The following is a 17,989-nucleotide window of genomic DNA, read 5'->3' as shown; positions in this document are numbered from 1 at the left end:
GGTAGTTGTTACGTGCCGAGGTCGGTAGATCTTACGTGCCGAGGTCGGTTGATATGGCTGCTGAGACCGGCACAAGTGACACGCCGGGGTCCACGCGAACGGCCCGCGGAGAGCTCTTTCACACCCCGTTTCGGGCCGACGGCGAACCTGAGCGTCTTGCACTCAAGGGTCGAGAGTGCCAGCATTGCGGTTAGCACTCGGACCCGGAGAGTGACAAAGCCGCTCCCCGGGTCCGGTGAACGACCCAGGCCGGCAGGTGAGGGTCGGCGTCGGGCGGGACATGAACGTCGGGCGCCGCCCCGTCCGTCGCGGGCACCAGCCGGCCACCACCCGATACAGGAGCAGCAATGCCCAAGATCATCGCTTTCGACGAGGAAGCCCGCCGCGGAATGGAGCGGGGCCTGAACACCCTCGCCGACACCGTCAAGGTCACCCTCGGCCCCAAGGGCCGCAACGTCGTCCTCGACAAGAAGTGGGGCGCCCCGACCATCACCAACGACGGCGTGACCATCGCCAAGGAGATCGAGCTCGAGGACCCCTACGAGAAGATCGGCGCCGAGCTGGTCAAGGAGGTCGCCAAGAAGACCGACGACGTCGCCGGTGACGGCACCACCACCGCCACCGTCCTGGCTCAGGCGCTGGTGCGTGAGGGCCTGCGCAACGTGGCCGCCGGCGCGAACCCGATCGCCGTGCGCCGCGGCATCGACAAGGCCGTCGCCGCCATCGTCGAGCGCCTGCTGGCCGACGCCAAGGAGGTCGAGACTCAGGACGAGATCGCGGCCACCGCCTCCATCTCCGCCGCTGACGAGCAGATCGGCGCCATGATCGCCGAGGCCCTGGAGAAGGTCGGCCACGACGGCGTCATCACCGTGGAGGAGTCCAACACCTTCGGCCTCGAGCTCGAGGTCACCGAGGGCATGCGCTTCGACAAGGGCTTCATCTCCCCCTACTTCGTCACCGACGCCGACCGCCAGGAGGCCGTCCTGGAGGACGCCTACATCCTGCTGGTCGAGTCCAAGATCTCCAACGTCAAGGACCTGCTGCCCCTGCTGGAGAAGGTCATGCAGTCCGGCAAGCCGCTGGCGATCGTCGCCGAGGACGTCGAGGCCGAGGCCCTGGCCACCCTCGTGGTCAACCGTATCCGCGGCACCTTCAAGTCCGTGGCCGTCAAGGCTCCGGGCTTCGGCGACCGCCGTAAGGCGATGCTGCAGGACATGGCGATCCTGACCGGCGGTACCGTCATCTCCGAGACCGTTGGCCTGAAGCTGGAGAACGCCACCCTGGAGGACCTCGGCCAGGCCCGCAAGGTCGTCGTCACCAAGGACGAGACCACGATCGTCGACGGCGCCGGTGACAAGGACGCCATTGAGGCCCGCGTCACCCAGATCCGCAATGAGATCGAGGGCTCCGACTCCGAGTACGACCGCGAGAAGCTGTCCGAGCGCCTGGCCAAGCTGGCCGGCGGCGTCGCCGTTCTGAAGTCCGGTGCCGCCACCGAGGTCGAGCTCAAGGAGCGCAAGCACCGCATTGAGGACGCCGTGCGCAACGCCAAGGCCGCCGTCGAGGAGGGCATCGTCGCCGGTGGTGGTGTGTCGCTGCTGCAGGCCGCATCCGCCCTGGACGGCCTCGACCTGTCCGACGACGAGGCCACCGGCGCCGCCATCGTGCGCGTCGCCCTGGAGGCCCCGCTCAAGCAGATCGCCATCAACGCCGGCCTTGAGGGCGGCGTCGTGGCCGAGCGCGTGCGCAACCTGCCCACCGGTGAGGGCCTGAACGCCCAGACCGGTGAGTACACCAACCTGCTGGCCGCCGGCATCGCCGACCCGGTCAAGGTCACCCGCTCCGCGCTGCAGAACGCCGCGTCCATCGCGGGCCTGTTCCTGACCACCGAGGCCGTCGTCGCCGACAAGCCCGAGCCCCCGGCCCCGGCCGCCGGCGCGGGCGCCGGTGACGAGATGGGCGGCATGTACTGATCGACTGCCCGGTCGGTTTGACCGGCTCGGCCGGAGTGGTTCGCCGGTAGGCGCGCGTTCCGCGCCGCCGTCGGCGGGCCCCGGCCCGATCGCGACGACGGCGGGCCGTCCCCCTGCTCGGGCAGGAGGGCGGCCCGCCGTCGTATACAAGTTGTCGCGTGGGGACCGGGGCCGTGCCCAGGGGCGGGGGCGTAGCCAACACACCCCGCAGCCCCAGTATCTCCCTGACCGCGGCGTCGCAAAGACCCGCACCACCAACCACCACACACCCAAACACGAACAGCCCGCTAGGGCGTGTTATGTAAGTCGTTTGAGCCAGTGGTCGATGCTGGCGATGTGGGTGGTGGCTTGGTAGCGGACGGCGAGCTTGTCGTACCTGGTGGCCATGGCGCGGTTCTGCTTGAGCTGGCCGAAGCACCGCTCCACGGCGTTGCGGTCCTTGTAGGCCACGGGGTCGAAGGCGGGCGGTCTGCCCCCGGCGCTGCCGCGTCGGCGGCGGTTGTCGGCCTGGTCTGCCTTGATAGGGATGGTGGCCTTGATGTGGTGGTTGCGCAGCCAGTCCCGGTTCCCCTTTGAGGAGTAGGCCTTGTCGGCCAGCACCATCTGCGGCCTGGTGCGGGGCCGTCCACCGGCAGGACGCTGGACACATATCTTGTCTAGGACGGGGATCATCATCGGGCAGTCCGCGACCTGTCCGGCGGTCAGCACCCCGGCCAGCATGCCGCAGGCGGCGTCCACGGCGGCGTGAACCTTGGTCGACCAGCCACCCCGAGAGGTCCCCAGGGCGTGATCCTCGGGCTCCCCCTCCACCAGCTGGGGACTGTCCTTGCGCGCCCCAGCGGCATGCACATGCGCCCGACAGGTGGTCGAATCCACCGACACCCGCCAGCCGATCTTGCCGGCGGCGTCGGCCTGGGCGACAAGGGCGGACTCGATGCGCTCCCACACCCCATCGGTCTGCCAGGCCCGGTACAGGGCGCAGGGCCCTCCACCACGGCCCGTAGCGGGCCGGTACGTCACGCCAGGGCGCACCGACCCGGGTTCTCCACCGTACGGCGTTGATCATGTCCCGCAGCGGATACACGCGCGGCCTGCCACGAACAGGCGGGGCGGGCAGCAGGGGCTCGAGCAGCCCCCACTGAGCATCGGTCAGGTCATGACGAGCGGCAGCGTCTATACTCAACGGTCGAGGCCTTTGGCAGTGTCACGGTTTGTTCTCACACCACCCGTGATACCCCAAAGGCCTCACCCCATCCCGCACACCACGCCGACCACCCCACCCGACTAACGCAACACGCCCTAACGGCCCCCTGCGCAGCATCTGTTCGAGCACTGGGTTACTGGCCTCAGGCATTGCACTTCAACCTGGACAACGGGGTGTTCAGTGCTGGATCGGCGGTTGCGTACCCTTGCTGGGGAGACCGACGTGGTGTTGGATGGCCATATGGGCCAGATAGCCGCCAGTTCCTTCGCCGGGCGAGCGTTCGTGGAGACCCCGCCCTTTCTGCTGGTGGGCGTCGGTGGGATGCTGCGCGTATCTGGGCTCTCTGTGTGGGTGGTCGGCCTTTTGGTTCTTGGCGGAGTGCTGTGGCAGGTGCTGGCACTGGCGAGAATTCGCGGCGCGGGTGACACCGGCGGGGTCCGGGTCAACAACCTGGGGCGCCTGTCGGTGATCGCGCTGCTGGTCCTGTTCGGCAATTGGGGGGCCTTCACCGGTGGGTTGGCATTGCTGGCCCTGTTCCTGGCGGTGTGCGTTGCCCGGCGGTGCTGGCGCTACCCCGACGGTCCGCAGCCCGTGCGACGCCGTGAGCTCAACTTCTTGCGGGGCGTGTAGCTGCCGCGTCGCCGTCCGACGCGGCAGTCGACCGACCCCACCACGCTGACGGCGGGCCGTCCCCCCGCTCAGGCAGGAGGGCGGCCCGCGTATACGTGCGGCGATGACGCTCCGGTGGGCGCGCCGCTCAGGCAGGCGGGGCCTGGTAGCTGAAGCGGCCGGAGTTGGCGGACTCGGCGTCGTCATAGGAGACGGCCGACTGGTCCAGTGCCTGGCTGATCGAATCAAGGCTCGCCTGCACTTGCAGGGCGGTCACGTGCCAGTCGGCGGCGCAGGCGGCCATGGAGTCGGAGGCGCCACCGGTCCACGATGACTGGAGCAGGGAGATGTCTCCCTTCATCCCGTCCACTTCGGTTTGGATGGTGGAGATCCGGGTGCGGGCGCGGGTGGCCGTGTCGGAGACGGCCTGGGTGTCGACGGCGAATACGGGCATGACGAGGGCCTTTCGGTGAGACTGGCCGGGGCGCTTCGGGCTCGGCCTGCGGGCGGCGCCGCGGCTGCGACGCTTGCCCCGACCGTAGAGACCGAGCGGACCCGCCCGCATCCACCGCCGTCGAGCCCTGTGGATTGACCCTGCACGAACCGTGCCTGTGGATGGCGGTGAGCCTGGGGGCAGAGTGTCGCAGATCGGCACAAACGCGCCGTGGGCGTCAGCCTGCCCGGCGCAAAACGTTGGAATTACGCCAACGTGAAACCGGCGTGAAGCGCGCGCAGCGTTGTTTGTGCCGATCTCAGACAGTCTGCCGGTTCCCACAGGTGGGGTTCGTGCGGGGGCAGTCCACAGAGATCGCCGGGGGCGGTGGCGTGGTGTTGCCGGCTGCGGACATCCTCGGCCCATGCGACGATGCGACGACGGCCTTCTGGCGTGGGTGAAGTCCTGCCATGGTGCGGTTCGGCTCCGGGACCTGGAACTCGACCGCACTGAGTACCGCCACGTCCAGAAACTGGTCGAGACTCATGCGCTGATAGCACACCCCCATGGGGTAGTGAGTCTTCCCGGCGTGGGTTGGGATCTGATTCTCGCACGAATCCACGGTGGAGTGATCACCTGCCTACATGCGGCCGCGTACTACGGTTACCCGCGCCCGCGTCTATGGCCGCCGGTGCACCTGGCCGTCCCTCACAGTGCGGATCGGGCACCGGTCCGCGGAGAGGTATTGCATGTCGAGCGCTCCCTCGAACTGCCACCTCCGACCGAGTTCCCGGTGGCACCGGTTCCGCTCATGCTGGCCCGCTATCTGCGCTGCGACCCCCGCAGGGAGGGGCCGTTGATGGCCTGTGACGCAGCGCTCCACCAGGGGCACACCGACACGGACGCCGTCGCGGCGCTGCTGCGCGGCCCGGGCTCGCGGCAGGCTCGGCAGCGCCTGGCCCTGACCAGTCCGCGGACGCGCTCGCCGCTGGAGACCCTGGCCCGCCTGCAACTGCATGACGCCGGGATCCCGTTCGCCGACGGCGTGGACATTCCATATGTGGGGGAGGTCGACCTGCTCGTCGATGACTGGCTGGTCCTGGAACTGGACGGCTATACCTACCACGAGGACGAGTTCCAATTCGCCCGCGACCGCACTCGCGATCGAGAGCTGGTCAGGCAGGGCTACCGGGTGGCTCGCTTCACGCGCAAAGACGTGGAGCTTGGTCGCGTAGGAGCCGAGATCCACCAACTCCTGGCCACCCGCAATCGCGCAGCAGGAAGTGTCGCAGATCGGCACAAACGCGCCGTGGGCGTCAGCCTGCCCGGCGCAAAACGTTGGAATTACGCCAACGTGAAATCAGCGTGAAGCGCGCGCGGCGTCGTTTGTGCCGATCTCAGACAGTAGGCCGCGTCAGTCGGCCGACGAGCCGACGATCGGCTCGGTGATGGCGGCGAATTCGCCCGTGCGCGCCTCTCGCAGCGCCTTGGCCTCCTCACGCTTGGCGCGCAGTTTCTCGGCCAGCTTGGCGCGCTCGGCCTCCGCCAGGCTGGCCCGGTCTGCAGCGGCCTCTTCGCCTGGACGCGGCTTGGCCAGCAACTGGTCCAAGTCATCGGCGCAGGACTCCAGGGAGGTGGTGTGCTCCTTGCTGGAGTCTCCGACCGGCCGGGACCGGTGCGCACGCGGAGCCTCAGGGGGTGTGGGCGCTGACGCCGGTGTGCTGCGCACCGCGGGCGGAGCCGCGTGCACGACGTCGTCGTCGCCGGCGGTCTCCAGGCCGCCGAGGCGGGGATCGGCGGCCCCGGCGCGCGACTGCCGGGGCTCGACGACGCCGTCGGTCGCCTCCGGTTCAGGCACAGGGCTGTTCGTCGTGGCGGCCTCCGCCGGTGCTGCCGACGCCGTGGGTGCCTCGGCTTCGGGAGCGCCGACCTGCGCGGGCTGACAGGGTGCGCACTTGGCGCCCTCGGCCGGCGGGAGCTTCGCGAGCTTGTCCTGCAGGTGCCGCCTTTCCGCCTCCAGGTTCTCCCGCGCGGGCAGCTCCCAGCGGGCGCCCAGCGGGGAGGAGAACAGCGACTCGCGGTCCAGCAGCCGGGTGATGATCGCCAGGCGTGCCCGCAGGTAGTCCTCCAGGGGGATATGTGCGTACTCCTCGCGCACAGCCGTCCGGTAGCTCTTGTACTGCTGCGGCTCGACGGCGAGTGCGCCCAGGTCCGCGTCACTGAGGGCCTGGGCGTCAATGTCGTTCTTGGCGAGGTTGTGGCGCTTGAGGTTCAGGATGAGGGCGCATACGCGGTCTACGGTCTGGTCGGGCACGCCGAGCGTCTGCAGGCTCTTGGCCGCGTAGGCGGCGGAGGCGAGTTCGTCCTCCCCGCCGTTGCGCCGGTAGGTGGACTCGCTCGCAGTGGAGAAGACGCAGCCGTGGTACCAGGTGGCCAGGCGCATGACGTCAGGGTTGTGGGACTCGTCGGCAAGCTCGTCGACGCGCGCCAGCATGTTGATGACGTGCTTGAGATCGTGGAAGTGCCGGTCCGGGCTCGTCCAGCAGGCGACGAGATCCTCTCCGGTGGAGCGGATCTGCTCGACCGGTGCCGTGGCACCGACCGCCTTCGCGCAGCGGACGAAGGCGGACAGCAGCCACTGGGGGGCGTCGATCGCGTCCATATGGCTCATGAGAAAGCCTCCGAGATGAGATGAAACGCAGCCATGGTAGGACCGTTGGCCGGGAACTTGAACCCCCAGGGGTGTTCTACCCGCCACCTTTTGTGCGCGCGTGTCGCGGTCGTCACCGCGCCGACCGACCTCGGCATGCAACAACTACCGACCTCGGTACGTAACAACTACCGACCTCGGTACGTAACAACTACCGATCTCGGTACGTAAGATCTACCGATCTCGGTGGGGTTACTGCGGGGTGACCAGGGCGGGCAGCTCGATATGCACGGTGGCGCCGCCCCCCGGCGTCTGGTCCATGCGGACGGTGCCGCCGTGCCGGGTGATGATGGCCGACACGATCGACAGCCCCAGGCCGGAGCCGCCGGTCTGGCGGTTGCGGGAGGTGTCGGCCCGGTAGAAGCGCTGGAAGACCTTCTCCGCATCCGCCTGCGCCACGCCCGGACCGTGGTCGCGCACCTCGACGACGACGGTCGGCGCGCCGGTGCCGTCGGAACCGTGCGGCACGGTGCCGACGGCGATCTCCACCGGGGACCCCTCGGGCGTGTGCCGGGTGACGTTGCCCAGCAGATTCGTCAGCACCTGCGACAGGCGGTCCCGATCGCCCAGCACCATGACCGGCCGGGCCTCGCTATCGGCGTCGTCGAGCGGGATCAGGGCGCAGTCGCGGTCGGGGGCGAGCACCATCATGTCCGTCAGTGCCCCGGCGGCGATCTGCGTCAGGTTCACCGGGGCCATGGACATCTCCCGGCCCTCATCCATGCGGGCCAGCTGCAGCAGGTCGTCCACCAGCCGGCCCATGCGTGAGGCCTCGGACTCGATCCGGCCCATCACCTCCGCCGTGCGCTCCGGCGGCACGCCACCCATGCGGTACAGCTCGCCATAGCCGCGGATGGCGGACAGGGGAGTGCGCAGCTCATGCGAGGCGTCGGAGACGAAACGGGTCATGCGCTCCTGGGCGACCACCTGGACGTCGAAGGCCTGCTCGTTCTGCTGCAGCATCGTGTTCAGCGCCCGCTGCAGGGAGCCGACCTCCGTCGTCGGCGGCTCGGTGACGGGGACGCGGGCGGACAGGTCGCCGCTGGCGATCTGCCCGGCCACGCCCTCGATCTGCCGCAGCGTGCGGAAGGAGCGTCGCACCAGGTAGGCGGCGGCCATGGAGCCCAGCAGGATCAGGGAGAAGTCGGTCAGGGCGACCTCGAGCCGGGTCCGCTCAACCGTCTCCATCACGTCTCTGAGAGGCAGCGCAATGGCGACTACGCCAATGTGCTCGCCGCTGGTGCGGTCGTCGATAGGCAGGATGATGACCCGCCACTGGTGGTTCAGCTGATCGGAGTCCACCGTGAACAGCTTGGGGTCGGAGGCCTGCGCCACCGCCTCGTCCACCGACAGCATCCGGATGGTGGGGACCCCGTACTTGTCGGCGGTGTCCGGGGAGAGCATCTGGCCGCTATTGCCGTCCAGGTACTGCGCCTCCACGTAGTAGGTGGAGGGCATGGAGGAGTCGGGGTCGGAGCTGTTGATACGGCTGGAGCTGAGCGCGGTCACCCCCTGAGTGCCGATGGCCTGCGCCGTGGCGCGCAGCTGGGCATCGACCTGACCCACCAGCTGGTTCTCGAGCAGCGAGGTGACGGACAGTGATGAGGCGAACAGCCCGACGGTCAGTAGGCCGGTGGTCAGCAGGGCCAGGCGGGTGCGCAGCGGCTGTGCGCGCCACGCCCGTCTCCATGCGGTCAGCAGGTGCCAGCGCCCGCGTTTCACCGGCCGGTACTGGCGTCCCCGGGGTGGGCGGCGCACCGTGTTCCTCACGGTGGCGCGCACGCTCAGCTCGCCTTGGGCTCGCGCAGCATGTAGCCGACGCCGCGGCGCGTCTGAATCAGCGGGGCGACCGGGGTTCCGTCCGCTCCGGAGATCTGGTCGACCTTGCGGCGCAGGTAGGAGATGTAGGACTCGACGATGGCGGCATCACCGTTCCAGTCGTACTCCCACACGTGGTCCAGGATCTGGGACTTGGATACGACGCGGCCCGCGTTGAGCATGAGGTAGCGCAGCAGCTTGAACTCGGTGGGGGACAGGTCCACCTCGACGCCGGCCCGGTGGACCTCGTGGGCGTCCTCGTCCAGAACCAGGTCGGCTACGCGCACGACGCCGTCGTCCTCCCCCTCCAGTGCACGGGTGCGACGCAGAATGGCGCGGATGCGCGCCACGACCTCCTCCAGGCCGAAGGGCTTGGTGACGTAGTCGTCACCGCCGACGGTCAGGCCCTGCACCTTGTCCGCCATGTCGTCGCGGGCGGTCAGGAACAGGATCGGGATGGTCACGTCACGCTCGCGCAGGCGGCGGGCTACGGTGAAGCCGTCCATGTCCGGCAGCATGACGTCCAGCACGATCAGGTCGGGGTCGGCGTCCTCGGCGCCGCGCAGGGCGCCGTTCCCATCCGCCGCCGTAAGCACCTCAAAGCCGGCGAAGCGCAGCGATGATGCGAGCAGGTCGCGAATATTCGGCTCGTCGTCGACAACTAGGAGACGTGCCTCATGAGATGCCTGCTGAGAGTCGTGGATTCGGTCCATGCCGCCACTGTGCACGGTGAGTCTGGGAGTCGCCTGGATGCTGAATGGGAGTGGGGAATGTGTTTTCCGGAGGTGTTTCTCCATCCGCGATCACGGCCCCCGGGGCCGGGGCCGGGGTCTCCCCGGTGCGGTCGGCCGCACCGGGGAGGAGGGCGGGGCGGGTCGAACTCGGTCAGATGAACTTGAGCGGGTCGAACTCGGTCAGCGGGATGATGCGGACGCGCGGCAGCGCGATGGTGAAGGCGTCCACGTCGGTCTCCAGGTCGTAGACGGTCAGGCCGCGCGACTCCAGGGAGGCGAGGTGGGTGTTGAGGAACTCCCGGAAGCACAGCACGTCCACCTGGGCTCCCGCATCCAGGAGGCGCTCGACCTGGGGGACGTAGTCGCCGTCGTGCGAGCCGAGCAGGACGTGCACGTCCTCGCCGCCCTCGACGCGCTCGGCCAGCGCCTCCAGGGTCCGCTGAATACCGATGTCGACGACCTTCTCCTCCTGGTTGCCGGAGCCCGCCAGTGGGATGGGGCGGTAGTCCATGGCCAGCAGCGCCTGGACGAAGCCCATGGGCATGTGGCCGGAGGTGGCGTTGAGGAAGAACAGGGCGCGGGTCTCCGCGCCGTCGGACTTCTCGTTGGCGAGATCGTCGCAGAAGGACAGCACGCGGTCCCACCGGGGACGCTCGTCGGGCTCCGGGCGGCGCCCGAGCACGCTCATGCCGAGGGTGGCGTCGATGTTCTCCCCGTCCACAAGAAGATACGTGGGTGTGGTCATGGTGTCATGCTAACGGCCCACGCCCGCGCACTCACCGGGTGAGTTGCGTGGAACCCGCTGACTAGTCGCTAAGAAGGGGGTGAGCTGTCGGTGCCTCCGGGCACGCGGCCCCGGGCACCGGTGCAACCGTGACGGGCGTGTGGCCCATGACTTAGGCAATCATAAGTGCATGACGAAGACGCTGCCCGCCGCCCGTCCCGGCCCCGAGCTGACGGCGGCCGTCGTTGCTGCAAAGGCGCGGCTCGGTACGCGCGCCGGTGTCCGCGCCAACGCGGCGGCCGCCCTGCTGACCGGCGCCGGCGCACTGGCCGACGCCTGTGCCCTGATCGCAGTTGCCCGTGCGCTCGCCCGTCTGGCGCCCGCCGCCGTTCCGGCCGTAGCCGAACACGCCGGCGCCTCCGCCCCCGGTGAGTGGGGGCGCCACCTCGCCGCGGCCACGGCGGCGGCGCTCGTCTCCGCGCTGTGCGCGGCCGCCACCCAGTACATCGCCCAGGTCAGTGCCGCCACCGAGGAGGGCGCCCTGCGCCGCCAGGTGCTGGCCCACCTGTTCGAGCTCGGCCCGGCCCGCGCCGCGGACCGCTCCGGCGCCACGGTCACCCTGCTGACGGACGGTGCCGAGCGGGTGGCCGCCTACCGGCAGACCTTCCTCGTGCCCACCACGGCCGCAATCGCCTCCCCGCTGCTGGTGCTGGCACTGGTCGGGACGGCGGTCGACCCCCTGTCCGCGGGGGTGCTCGCCGCGGCCTTCATCGCCGTGCCGGCCCTCGTCGTCGTCCTGCACCGGAGGCTGCGCCGCTCCTCCGCCGCGTCCCGCGCCCAGCGCATGCGGCTGAGCGCCGAATACCTGGACGCCATCCAGGGACTGACCACCCTCGTGCTCGCCCGCGCCGCCGAGCGCCGCGCCACCGACCTGGAGGCCTTCGGGGAGGCCAACCGCCGGGCGGTGATGCGGCTGCTCGCCGGCAACCAGCTGGTCATCCTCATCACCGACGGCCTGTTCTCCCTGTTCCTGGTCACCGCCGCAGCGGTGCTCGCCCTGATCCGCCTGGCCTCCGGGGCGATCGGGCTCGACGGCGCCATCGCCCTGGTGCTGATCTCCTTCATCCTGCTTCAGCCCCTGGGGCGCGTCGGCAGCTTCTTCTACGTGGGCATGGGCGGCATGGCCAACCAGCGGGCGCTGCGCCGGGTCCTGGCCCGACGCCGCCCGGCCGGCGCAGCGCCGCAGCCCGACCCCGACGACCCGGCAGGCCCGAGCACGGCTGCGCACACCGCCGCGCCCATGGTCTCGCTGCGCGGCGTCACCGCCGCCTGGGAACCGCGCCCCGGCGAGCCCTCCGGCCCCGGCGGGCATCCCGGATCAGCCGCCCACCCGCGGCCCGAGCCACCCGCCCCGGTCACCGTGCTGGCCGACGTAAACCTAGAGGTTGCCCCCGGCGAGCACCTGGCCGTCGTCGGCCCCTCCGGTGCGGGCAAGTCCACCCTCATCTCCCTGATCGCCGGTGACCTGCTGCCCGCCGCCGGGACCGTGCGCGTGGCCGGCACCGCCGCCACCGCCACCACCCAGGACGCCATTCGTGCCGCCAGCGCGGTGGTCACCCAGTCCACCTGGCTGTTCACCGGCACGATCGCCGACAACCTCCGCCTGGCCGACCCCACCGCCACCGATGAGCGCATGTGGCAGGCGCTCGCGGCCGCCAACCTCGCCAGCGAGGTGCGCGCCCTGCCGGAGGGGCTGCACACCGACGTCGGTGAGCGCGGCTCCCGGCTGTCCGGAGGGCAGGCGCAGCGGCTGTCCCTGGCGCGGGCCTTCCTCGCCGACCGGCCCCTGCTGCTCCTGGACGAGCCCACCAGCCAGGTGGACCTGGACGCCGAGGCCGCGATCCTCGACGCCATCGAGCGGCTGTCCGTGGGCCGCACGGTCATCACCGTCTCGCACCGCTCCGGGGCGCTGACCGCCGCCGACCGGGTGGTCCGCGTCGAAGGGGGCGGCCTGCGATGAGTACCACGCCCTCGCCCCGCCCGGGCGGCCGCCGCGCACTGGCCGGCTGGCTGCTCTCCGTGACCAGGCCCGTGCTGCCGCCGCTGCTGGGCTCCGCCGCCTGCCGCGTCGCCGACCAGCTGGCGGGCGTGGCGCTGCTCGCCCTGGCCGCCCACGCCGTGGTCGACGCCGCCCTCCGCCTCGCCGCAGGCGGCACCGTCCCCCCGCTCGGGCCGGTGGCCGGCGCCATGGCGGCCCTGTCACTGCTGAAGGCGGCGCTGCGCTACGGGGAGCAACTGCTCGGGCACACGGTCGCCTTCACCTCCCTGGAGCTGCTGCGCGCCGAGCTGTTCCGGTCCCTGGCCCGCCGTGCCCCACGGGTACTGACCACCGCCCGCTCCGGCGACCTGCTGGCCCGCGCCACCAAGGACGTGGACCGCATCGAGGTGTTCTTCGCCCACACCTTCGCCCCCGTCGTCAGCGCCCTGCTCGTGCCACTGGCGGTACTGGCGGCCATCGGGGGCGCCACCACCTGGCCGGTTGCCGCCGCGGGCGCCGCCGTGCTGGCGGCGGCGGTCGGGTGCGTCCCGCTACTCGGCAGAAGGATGACCGCGGTCGGCTCCCGGCGCGTGCTCGCCGCCCGGGCGGAGCTGACCCAGCACGTGACCGACTCCGTGCAGGGACTGGCGGAGGTGGTCGGCTACGGGCGCGGTGCCGAGCGCCTGGAGCGCACACGCCTGCACGACGACGACCTGGCCGCGGCCGGCCGCCCGCCGGCCGCGGCCGGAGCGCTGCGCCGGGGCGCCGGGCAGCTGCTGGTACTGGCGGGACCCATCGCCGTGGTGGCGGCCGGCGCGGGCCCGGTCGGCGCCGGGGTCGTCTCCCCCGCCGCGCTGGCCGCCGCCGCAGCCGCCGTCCTGCGCCTGGGTGAGGTCACGCGCGGCGTGGAGGAGCTGGCGGGCTCCCTGTCCGCCGCGCTCGCGGCCGCCGCGCGGGTCCACGCGGTGGCCTGCGCCCCCGTGGAGATGGCCGACGGCGCGGTCATCCTGCCGCCCGGTCGGCTCGCCGTCTCCTGGGAGGAGGTCGACTACACCTACCCGGAGGCGTCCCGTGCCTCGCTGCGCGGGGTGAGTGCGCGTGCCGAGGCGGGCGGGTGGACCTGCCTGGTGGGGGCCTCGGGCTCCGGTAAGACGACGCTGGCGCGCCTGGCGCTGCGCTTCGACGACCCGGCCCGCGGGCGAGTGCGCGTGGGCGGGGTGGACCTGCGCGACCTGGAGGCTGAGAGCATGCGCGACCGGGTCGCCCTGGTCGCGCAGGAGGCGCACCTGTTCCGCATGAGCGTGGCCGACAATGTGCGCCTGGCCCGCCCCTGCGCCACTCGCGAGCAGGTCGAGGCCGCCTGCCGGATCGCCGCCGTGCATGAGGACGTGGTGGCCATGCCCGCCGGCTACGACACGGTGCTGGGTGAGCGCGGCGCCACGGTCTCCGGCGGCCAGCGGCAGCGAATCGCCCTGGCACGCGCCCTGCTCGCCCTGCCCGACGTGCTGGTGCTGGATGAGTTCACCAGCCACCTCGACCCCGCCGTGGATGCCCGTGTGCGCGACGGCGTGCGCCACTGGGCGGACCGGAACGAGGTCACGGTCGTGGAGATCACGCACCGGCTGCACCGCATCGAGCAGGCCGACCACGTCGTCGTGCTCGACGCCGGACGCGTGGTGCAGTCCGGTCCGCCGGGGGAGTTGCTGGCGCAGGCCGAGGGGCCGCTCGCGCGCCTGCGCGCCCGCCAGGAGTGAGCCCGGCCGAGGACCGTGGGCGGTGCCTTCAGACGTCCTCGACGTCGGCGTAGGACAGCGGGTCATCGATCGGCTCCAGATGCGCCGAGACCCGCAGGCTGGGGTCGGCGGCGACGAGCTCGTCGATGAGCGCCTCGGTGTAGTCGTGGCCCCGCTTGACCGTCCAGTCGCCGGGCACCAGCACGTGCAGGTGGGCGAAGCGGCGACTGCCGGCCTCGCGCACGCGCACCGCGTGGAAGTCGACGACGCCGTCGCGGCGGCGCTCATCCAGGACCGCGTTGATCCGCTGCAGGGCCTCCCGGTCCGGGGCCACATCCATGAGCCCGGCCACCGACTCGCGGATCAGTTGGAAGCCGGTCCACATGATGTTCAGGCCCGCACCCAGGGCGACGACGGCGTCGAGCACGGGGGAGTGGAACACCGCGACCAGGCCCACCCCCGCGAGCACGGCGGCGGAGGTGGTCACGTCGGTCAGCAGGTGCTTGGCGTCCGCCACCAGCGTGGCCGAGTGCTCGGCCCGTCCCTTGCGCAGCAGCACCCAGGCCACTGCGCCGTTGATCAGGGAGGCGCCCACCGAGATCATCAGCCCCAGGCTCAGCCGTTCCGGCATGACCGGGGTGATGATGCGCTCGATCGCGGAGAAGATGATGAAGCCGGCGGCCACGAAGATCATGGCCCCCTCGCACACGGAGGAGAAGTACTCCGCCTTGGAGTGCCCGAACTGGTGGTCGGCGTCGGCCGGCCGGATGGCGATCTTCAAGACGACTACCGCCACCAGTGCGGCCACGAGGTTGACCAGGGACTCGGCGGCATCGGACAGCAGCCCGACCGAACCAGTCAGCCACCAGGCGAGCGCCTTCAGCGTGATGGTGGCCAGGGCCGCCCCGACTGACAGCCAGGCGTAGCCGGAGAGGTCCTTGGGCGGGGCGTAGCGGGGGGATGGCACCCCCAGAGTATGGCCGGGCGGGCCCGCCCGGAGAAAGCCGCGTCAGTTCCGGGCGGGGCCGCGGCGGGCTCAGTCGGCGTGGTTGACCGGGCGGACCTGGGCGTCGTCGACGGTAACCGACGGGGCCGACGACGGCTGCGGGGTGGGCGTGCCGAACAGGCGCTCCTTGACGGCGTCGGCGACCTTGTCGGTGACGGCCTCGCCCTGCTCACGCACGAAGCTGGAGGCGCGGTTGGAGGCGGCGCTGACCCTGTCGCGCACGAAGGGCTGGTCGACGAGCCTGGTGGCCGACGCCTTGATGCGCTCGTACTGCGCCCGGCCCGCGCGCGTACCGAGGACGTAGCCGGCACCGAGTCCGATGATGAAGGGGAGCTTGCTAGCCATGGGTTCCTCCTGCACGGGTGCCGCCCGGCGCGGCCCCTGCCCGCAACCCTACCGGCTTCACCCTGGGGCTCAGCTGGGGATAGTCGCCGCGGCGGCCGCAGCACACCACCGGCCCACCGCGAACGCGAGCAGCCGGCAAGCCCATTAGGTAAATCTATCTTTGCTATACAGGCGCATTGATTGGTTCTACCGTCAGAATATGGGTGTGCCGCAGCTCTTGAGTCCCTTCCATTCGGAGCGCAAGTCCGCTCTGGTGGGTGTGCGGCTGCGCTCCGGTGATGAGGCCGCCGCGCCGGAGCCGGAGGTGTGCCCCACGGCGCTTTGGCTCACCGCCCGCCCGCGCCGCCACCAGCCGCTGCCGGCCGTCGGCAATTCAGCGTCCGCGCTCGCGTCTCGGCTCAACTGGCTGCGCGCCGGCGTGCTGGGAGCCAATGACGGCATTGTCTCCGTGGCGGGCCTGGTGATCGGCGTAGCCGCCGCCGCGCCCACGGACACCGGCGCCATCATGGCGGCGGGAGTCGCCGGCGTGCTGGCCGGGGCCGTCTCCATGGCTGCCGGCGAGTACGTATCCGTCTCCACCCAGTCGGACACCGAGCGGGCCTATGTGGCCCGCCAGCGTGAGCGGCTCGCGGCCGACCCGGCCGCCGGCGTCGACTCCCTGGCCGCCCACTACCGCGCCAAGGGACTGACGGCGCAGACCGCGCGGAGGGTGGCGCGTGAACTGACGGTGTACGACGCCGTCGGCGCGCACCTGGAGGTCGAGCTCGGCCTGCGGGAGGATGACTACACCAACCCCTGGCACGCGGCCTTCTCCAGCGCCGTGGCGTTCGTGGTGGGCTCCATGCTGCCGCTGTTGGCGATCCTGCTGCTGCCGGTGAGTGTGGAGATTCCGCTGACCTTCGCCGCGGTGCTGGTCGGGCTGGCGATCACCGGCGTGGTGTCTGCGCGGCTCGGCGACGCCCCGATCCGCCCGGCCGTGGTGCGCAACGTGCTCGGCGGTGCGCTGGCGATGACGGTCACCTGGGGTATCGGGCACCTCATCGGCGTCGCCGTCTGAGCGGCCCGTGGCGGGCGGGCGGGTCTTAAGTCCTATTGTGTTAGTGCTTGGGCGGAGGTGTGTGGCTGTTGAGCCTGCCAGTTGGACCCCTGTGCCGCCGTTGGACCCCTGTCCCCCCGTTGGACCGCCGTAGCCACCGGTTACAGCGGTCCAACGGGAAGTAAGCGGTCCAACGGGGCGCAAGCGGTCCATCGGGGCTGGGCGGTCCATCGGGGCTTGGGCGGTCCAACCGGGGCGGCGCAAAGACCCACTCGCCCCTCGACGGGCGCACGCAGCCCACTCAAACTGGAGCCCGGTAGCCACCAGCTGCGACGAACTCACCACCGGCTACCAGACCACCACCCACATCGCCAGCTCCGCCCGCCAGCACAAACGACTTACACAACACGACCTAGGGCAGCTGCGCGGCGAGCAGTTCCGGCTGCAGGGTGCGTGCCAGCTCGTAGCCGTCAGCCCCGAGCGCCACCGGCACTCCGGATTCGGCGAGCGCCCGCGCCTCCGGCGCCAGCCCGGCCGGGTGGGTCAGCTGCGTGCCCGCCAGCACCTGCTCGGTGGGGGTGAGTCGACGGATCGCCACTGCCGCCACCCGGTCGGAGTGCTCGCGCGCCGCCTCGCCGTAGATCAGCGGATCGTGCTGGCCATCGTCGCCGACCAGCAGCCACTTCACCTCCGGCAGGTCGATCATGAGCCGGCGCAGGCCCGTGCGCTTGTGCTCAATGCCGCTGCGGAACAGTCCGGTGTTCGTGGGCCCCCAGTCCGTCATCAGCATCGGCCCCTCCGGGAAGCCGTTGCGCTCGAAGAAGGAGCGGTAGGTCGGCACCACGTTCCAGGCGCCGGTCGAGAGGTAGATCACCGGCGCGCCCGGATGCGCCTGCTGCACCGTGGTGAGCAGCTGTGCCATGCCCGGCACGCTCTCGCGGGAGGAGGTGTACTTGACCAGCTGGTTCCAGGCGGCCACGAACATGCGGGGCACGTGGGAGACCATGACGGTGTCGTCGATGTCGCACACGATGCCCAGGCGCGGTCCCGGGGCCACCACCAGTACCCGCGTGGTGACCGTGGCGGCGCCCGCCGCCTCCAGGGTGGCCTCATGCCAGCCGGGGGGCAGGCCGTGCCCGCGCACGACGACGTCGACGTACCCCTCCCGGTCTGCGCGGGTGCGCACACTCACCCCGCCGAGCGTGACCGTGACCGGCAGATGCGGCACGGGCACGTCGATGAACATGCGCCAGCCGCGCTGCGCCTCCAGCAGGCTCTCGGCCGCCTGGCGGCGCGCGTCCTGCGGCGTTGCCGGCAGCTCCTCCGGCAGTCGCTGGAACAGCGGGCCCTCACTGGGCGCATTCGGCGGGCGCATGACCATGCGGGCCAGCACGCGCGCCATATCACGGGGGGCGGCTTGGGCCGGTGCGTCCGGGCGGGCGGCCGGGGGCGCCGCCGACCCGTAGCCGACGTAGGGGATCGCCCGCGGGCGCCAGCCGCGGCGCCGGAGCACGGGGATGGAGTCGCGGTGGAACTGGTCCTCGACGGCGCGGACGAGATCGGAGAACGGCACGGGGTCATCCTACGGACGATTACTCCGCGGCGTACGGGGAGGACTCCCCGCCC

At 71.1% G+C, this 17,989-nt stretch carries 15 protein-coding genes; 6 read left to right on the top strand and 9 right to left on the bottom strand.

Annotated elements, in window-relative coordinates:
* Positions 1-347 precede the first annotated feature (347 nt).
* Positions 348-1,973 (top strand): chaperonin GroEL, encoded by a 1,626-nt coding sequence (groL, locus tag E4J16_RS13585; RefSeq protein WP_136314297.1) that lies wholly within the window; start codon positions 348-350, stop codon positions 1,971-1,973.
* Positions 1,974-2,270: 297 nt separating this feature from the next.
* Here groL and E4J16_RS13580 read toward each other — a convergent pair.
* Positions 2,271-3,156 (bottom strand): IS5 family transposase gene (locus E4J16_RS13580; protein WP_204519867.1). Its coding sequence is split into 2 segments (ribosomal slippage): positions 2,271-2,948 and positions 2,950-3,156, totalling 885 coding nucleotides; the frame shifts between segments, so codons are not numbered across the junction.
* 261 nt (positions 3,157-3,417) lie between these two features.
* Between E4J16_RS13580 and E4J16_RS13575 the strand changes: the two genes are divergently transcribed.
* Entirely contained in the window at positions 3,418-3,807 is a 390-nt protein-coding gene (locus tag E4J16_RS13575; RefSeq protein ID WP_136314296.1) for a hypothetical protein, read from the top strand.
* Positions 3,808-3,934: 127 nt separating this feature from the next.
* Here the strand turns inward: E4J16_RS13575 and E4J16_RS13570 are convergent, their stop codons facing one another.
* A complete protein-coding gene (locus E4J16_RS13570; RefSeq protein WP_136314295.1) occupies positions 3,935-4,240 on the bottom strand; it encodes a WXG100 family type VII secretion target in 306 nt (101 codons plus the stop codon).
* Between the two features lie 772 nt (positions 4,241-5,012).
* On the opposite strand from E4J16_RS13570, the gene E4J16_RS15835 reads away from it, so the two are divergent.
* On the top strand, positions 5,013-5,588 hold the full coding sequence (locus E4J16_RS15835; RefSeq protein WP_240038168.1) for an endonuclease domain-containing protein: 576 nt from the start codon (positions 5,013-5,015) through the stop codon (positions 5,586-5,588).
* Positions 5,589-5,633: 45 nt separating this feature from the next.
* Here the strand turns inward: E4J16_RS15835 and E4J16_RS13560 are convergent, their stop codons facing one another.
* The 4 genes from E4J16_RS13560 to E4J16_RS13545 form a co-directional block, all read right to left on the bottom strand.
* Entirely contained in the window at positions 5,634-6,890 is a 1,257-nt protein-coding gene (locus tag E4J16_RS13560) for a hypothetical protein (RefSeq protein WP_338028859.1), read from the bottom strand.
* Positions 6,891-7,121: 231 nt separating this feature from the next.
* Positions 7,122-8,651, bottom strand: a complete 1,530-nt coding sequence (locus E4J16_RS13555; protein WP_240038480.1) for a sensor histidine kinase — start codon at positions 8,649-8,651, stop codon at positions 7,122-7,124.
* Between the two features lie 62 nt (positions 8,652-8,713).
* Positions 8,714-9,460: a response regulator transcription factor gene (locus E4J16_RS13550; RefSeq protein WP_136191878.1), complete on the bottom strand. Its 747-nt coding sequence runs from the start codon at positions 9,458-9,460 to the stop codon at positions 8,714-8,716.
* Between the two features lie 172 nt (positions 9,461-9,632).
* Entirely contained in the window at positions 9,633-10,226 is a 594-nt protein-coding gene (locus E4J16_RS13545; RefSeq protein WP_136191877.1) for an NYN domain-containing protein, read from the bottom strand.
* A 169-nt stretch (positions 10,227-10,395) separates the two neighbouring features.
* Between E4J16_RS13545 and E4J16_RS13540 the strand changes: the two genes are divergently transcribed.
* Positions 10,396-12,225, top strand: coding sequence for an ABC transporter ATP-binding protein/permease (locus tag E4J16_RS13540; protein ID WP_136314294.1), 1,830 nt, complete (start codon positions 10,396-10,398; stop codon positions 12,223-12,225).
* Complete coding sequence (locus E4J16_RS13535) at positions 12,222-13,997, top strand: ABC transporter ATP-binding protein (protein ID WP_136314293.1); 1,776 nt, start codon at positions 12,222-12,224, stop codon at positions 13,995-13,997. The genes E4J16_RS13540 and E4J16_RS13535 overlap by 4 nt, the downstream gene beginning before the upstream one ends.
* Before the next feature lie 28 nt (positions 13,998-14,025).
* On the opposite strand, the gene E4J16_RS13530 is transcribed toward E4J16_RS13535, so the two are convergent.
* Both E4J16_RS13530 and E4J16_RS13525 read right to left on the bottom strand, forming a co-directional pair.
* Complete coding sequence (locus E4J16_RS13530; RefSeq protein ID WP_136191874.1) at positions 14,026-14,943, bottom strand: cation diffusion facilitator family transporter; 918 nt, start codon at positions 14,941-14,943, stop codon at positions 14,026-14,028.
* A gap of 69 nt (positions 14,944-15,012) precedes the next feature.
* Positions 15,013-15,327: a YtxH domain-containing protein gene (locus E4J16_RS13525; protein WP_136191873.1), complete on the bottom strand. Its 315-nt coding sequence runs from the start codon at positions 15,325-15,327 to the stop codon at positions 15,013-15,015.
* 205 nt (positions 15,328-15,532) lie between these two features.
* Here E4J16_RS13525 and E4J16_RS13520 point away from each other — a divergent pair, with 205 nt between their 5' ends.
* On the top strand, positions 15,533-16,384 hold the full coding sequence (locus tag E4J16_RS13520; RefSeq protein ID WP_240038167.1) for a VIT1/CCC1 transporter family protein: 852 nt from the start codon (positions 15,533-15,535) through the stop codon (positions 16,382-16,384).
* A gap of 391 nt (positions 16,385-16,775) precedes the next feature.
* Here the strand turns inward: E4J16_RS13520 and E4J16_RS13515 are convergent, their stop codons facing one another.
* Positions 16,776-17,936, bottom strand: coding sequence for an App1 family protein (locus tag E4J16_RS13515; RefSeq protein ID WP_136191872.1), 1,161 nt, complete (start codon positions 17,934-17,936; stop codon positions 16,776-16,778).
* Positions 17,937-17,989: the final 53 nt, after the last annotated feature.

Origin of the sequence: Actinomyces procaprae (genome assembly GCF_004798665.1) — a bacterium.
Taxonomy (GTDB): domain Bacteria; phylum Actinomycetota; class Actinomycetes; order Actinomycetales; family Actinomycetaceae; genus Actinomyces; species Actinomyces procaprae.
This window is presented reverse-complemented; position numbering and strand designations above follow the sequence as displayed.

Bases quoted from the DNA above. Each gene is read 5' to 3' on its own strand.
- E4J16_RS13545 (WP_136191877.1), bottom strand. From the start codon at position 10,226: ATGACCACACCCACGTATCTTCTTGTGGACGGGGAGAACATCGACGCC.
- E4J16_RS13570 (WP_136314295.1), bottom strand. From the start codon at position 4,240: ATGCCCGTATTCGCCGTCGACACCCAGGCCGTCTCCGACACGGCCACC.
- E4J16_RS13550 (WP_136191878.1), bottom strand. From the start codon at position 9,460: ATGGACCGAATCCACGACTCTCAGCAGGCATCTCATGAGGCACGTCTC.
- E4J16_RS13525 (WP_136191873.1), bottom strand. From the start codon at position 15,327: ATGGCTAGCAAGCTCCCCTTCATCATCGGACTCGGTGCCGGCTACGTC.
- E4J16_RS13560 (WP_338028859.1), bottom strand. From the start codon at position 6,890: ATGAGCCATATGGACGCGATCGACGCCCCCCAGTGGCTGCTGTCCGCC.
- E4J16_RS13540 (WP_136314294.1), top strand. From the start codon at position 10,396: ATGACGAAGACGCTGCCCGCCGCCCGTCCCGGCCCCGAGCTGACGGCG.
- E4J16_RS13575 (WP_136314296.1), top strand. From the start codon at position 3,418: ATGGGCCAGATAGCCGCCAGTTCCTTCGCCGGGCGAGCGTTCGTGGAG.
- E4J16_RS13535 (WP_136314293.1), top strand. From the start codon at position 12,222: ATGAGTACCACGCCCTCGCCCCGCCCGGGCGGCCGCCGCGCACTGGCC.
- groL (WP_136314297.1), top strand. From the start codon at position 348: ATGCCCAAGATCATCGCTTTCGACGAGGAAGCCCGCCGCGGAATGGAG.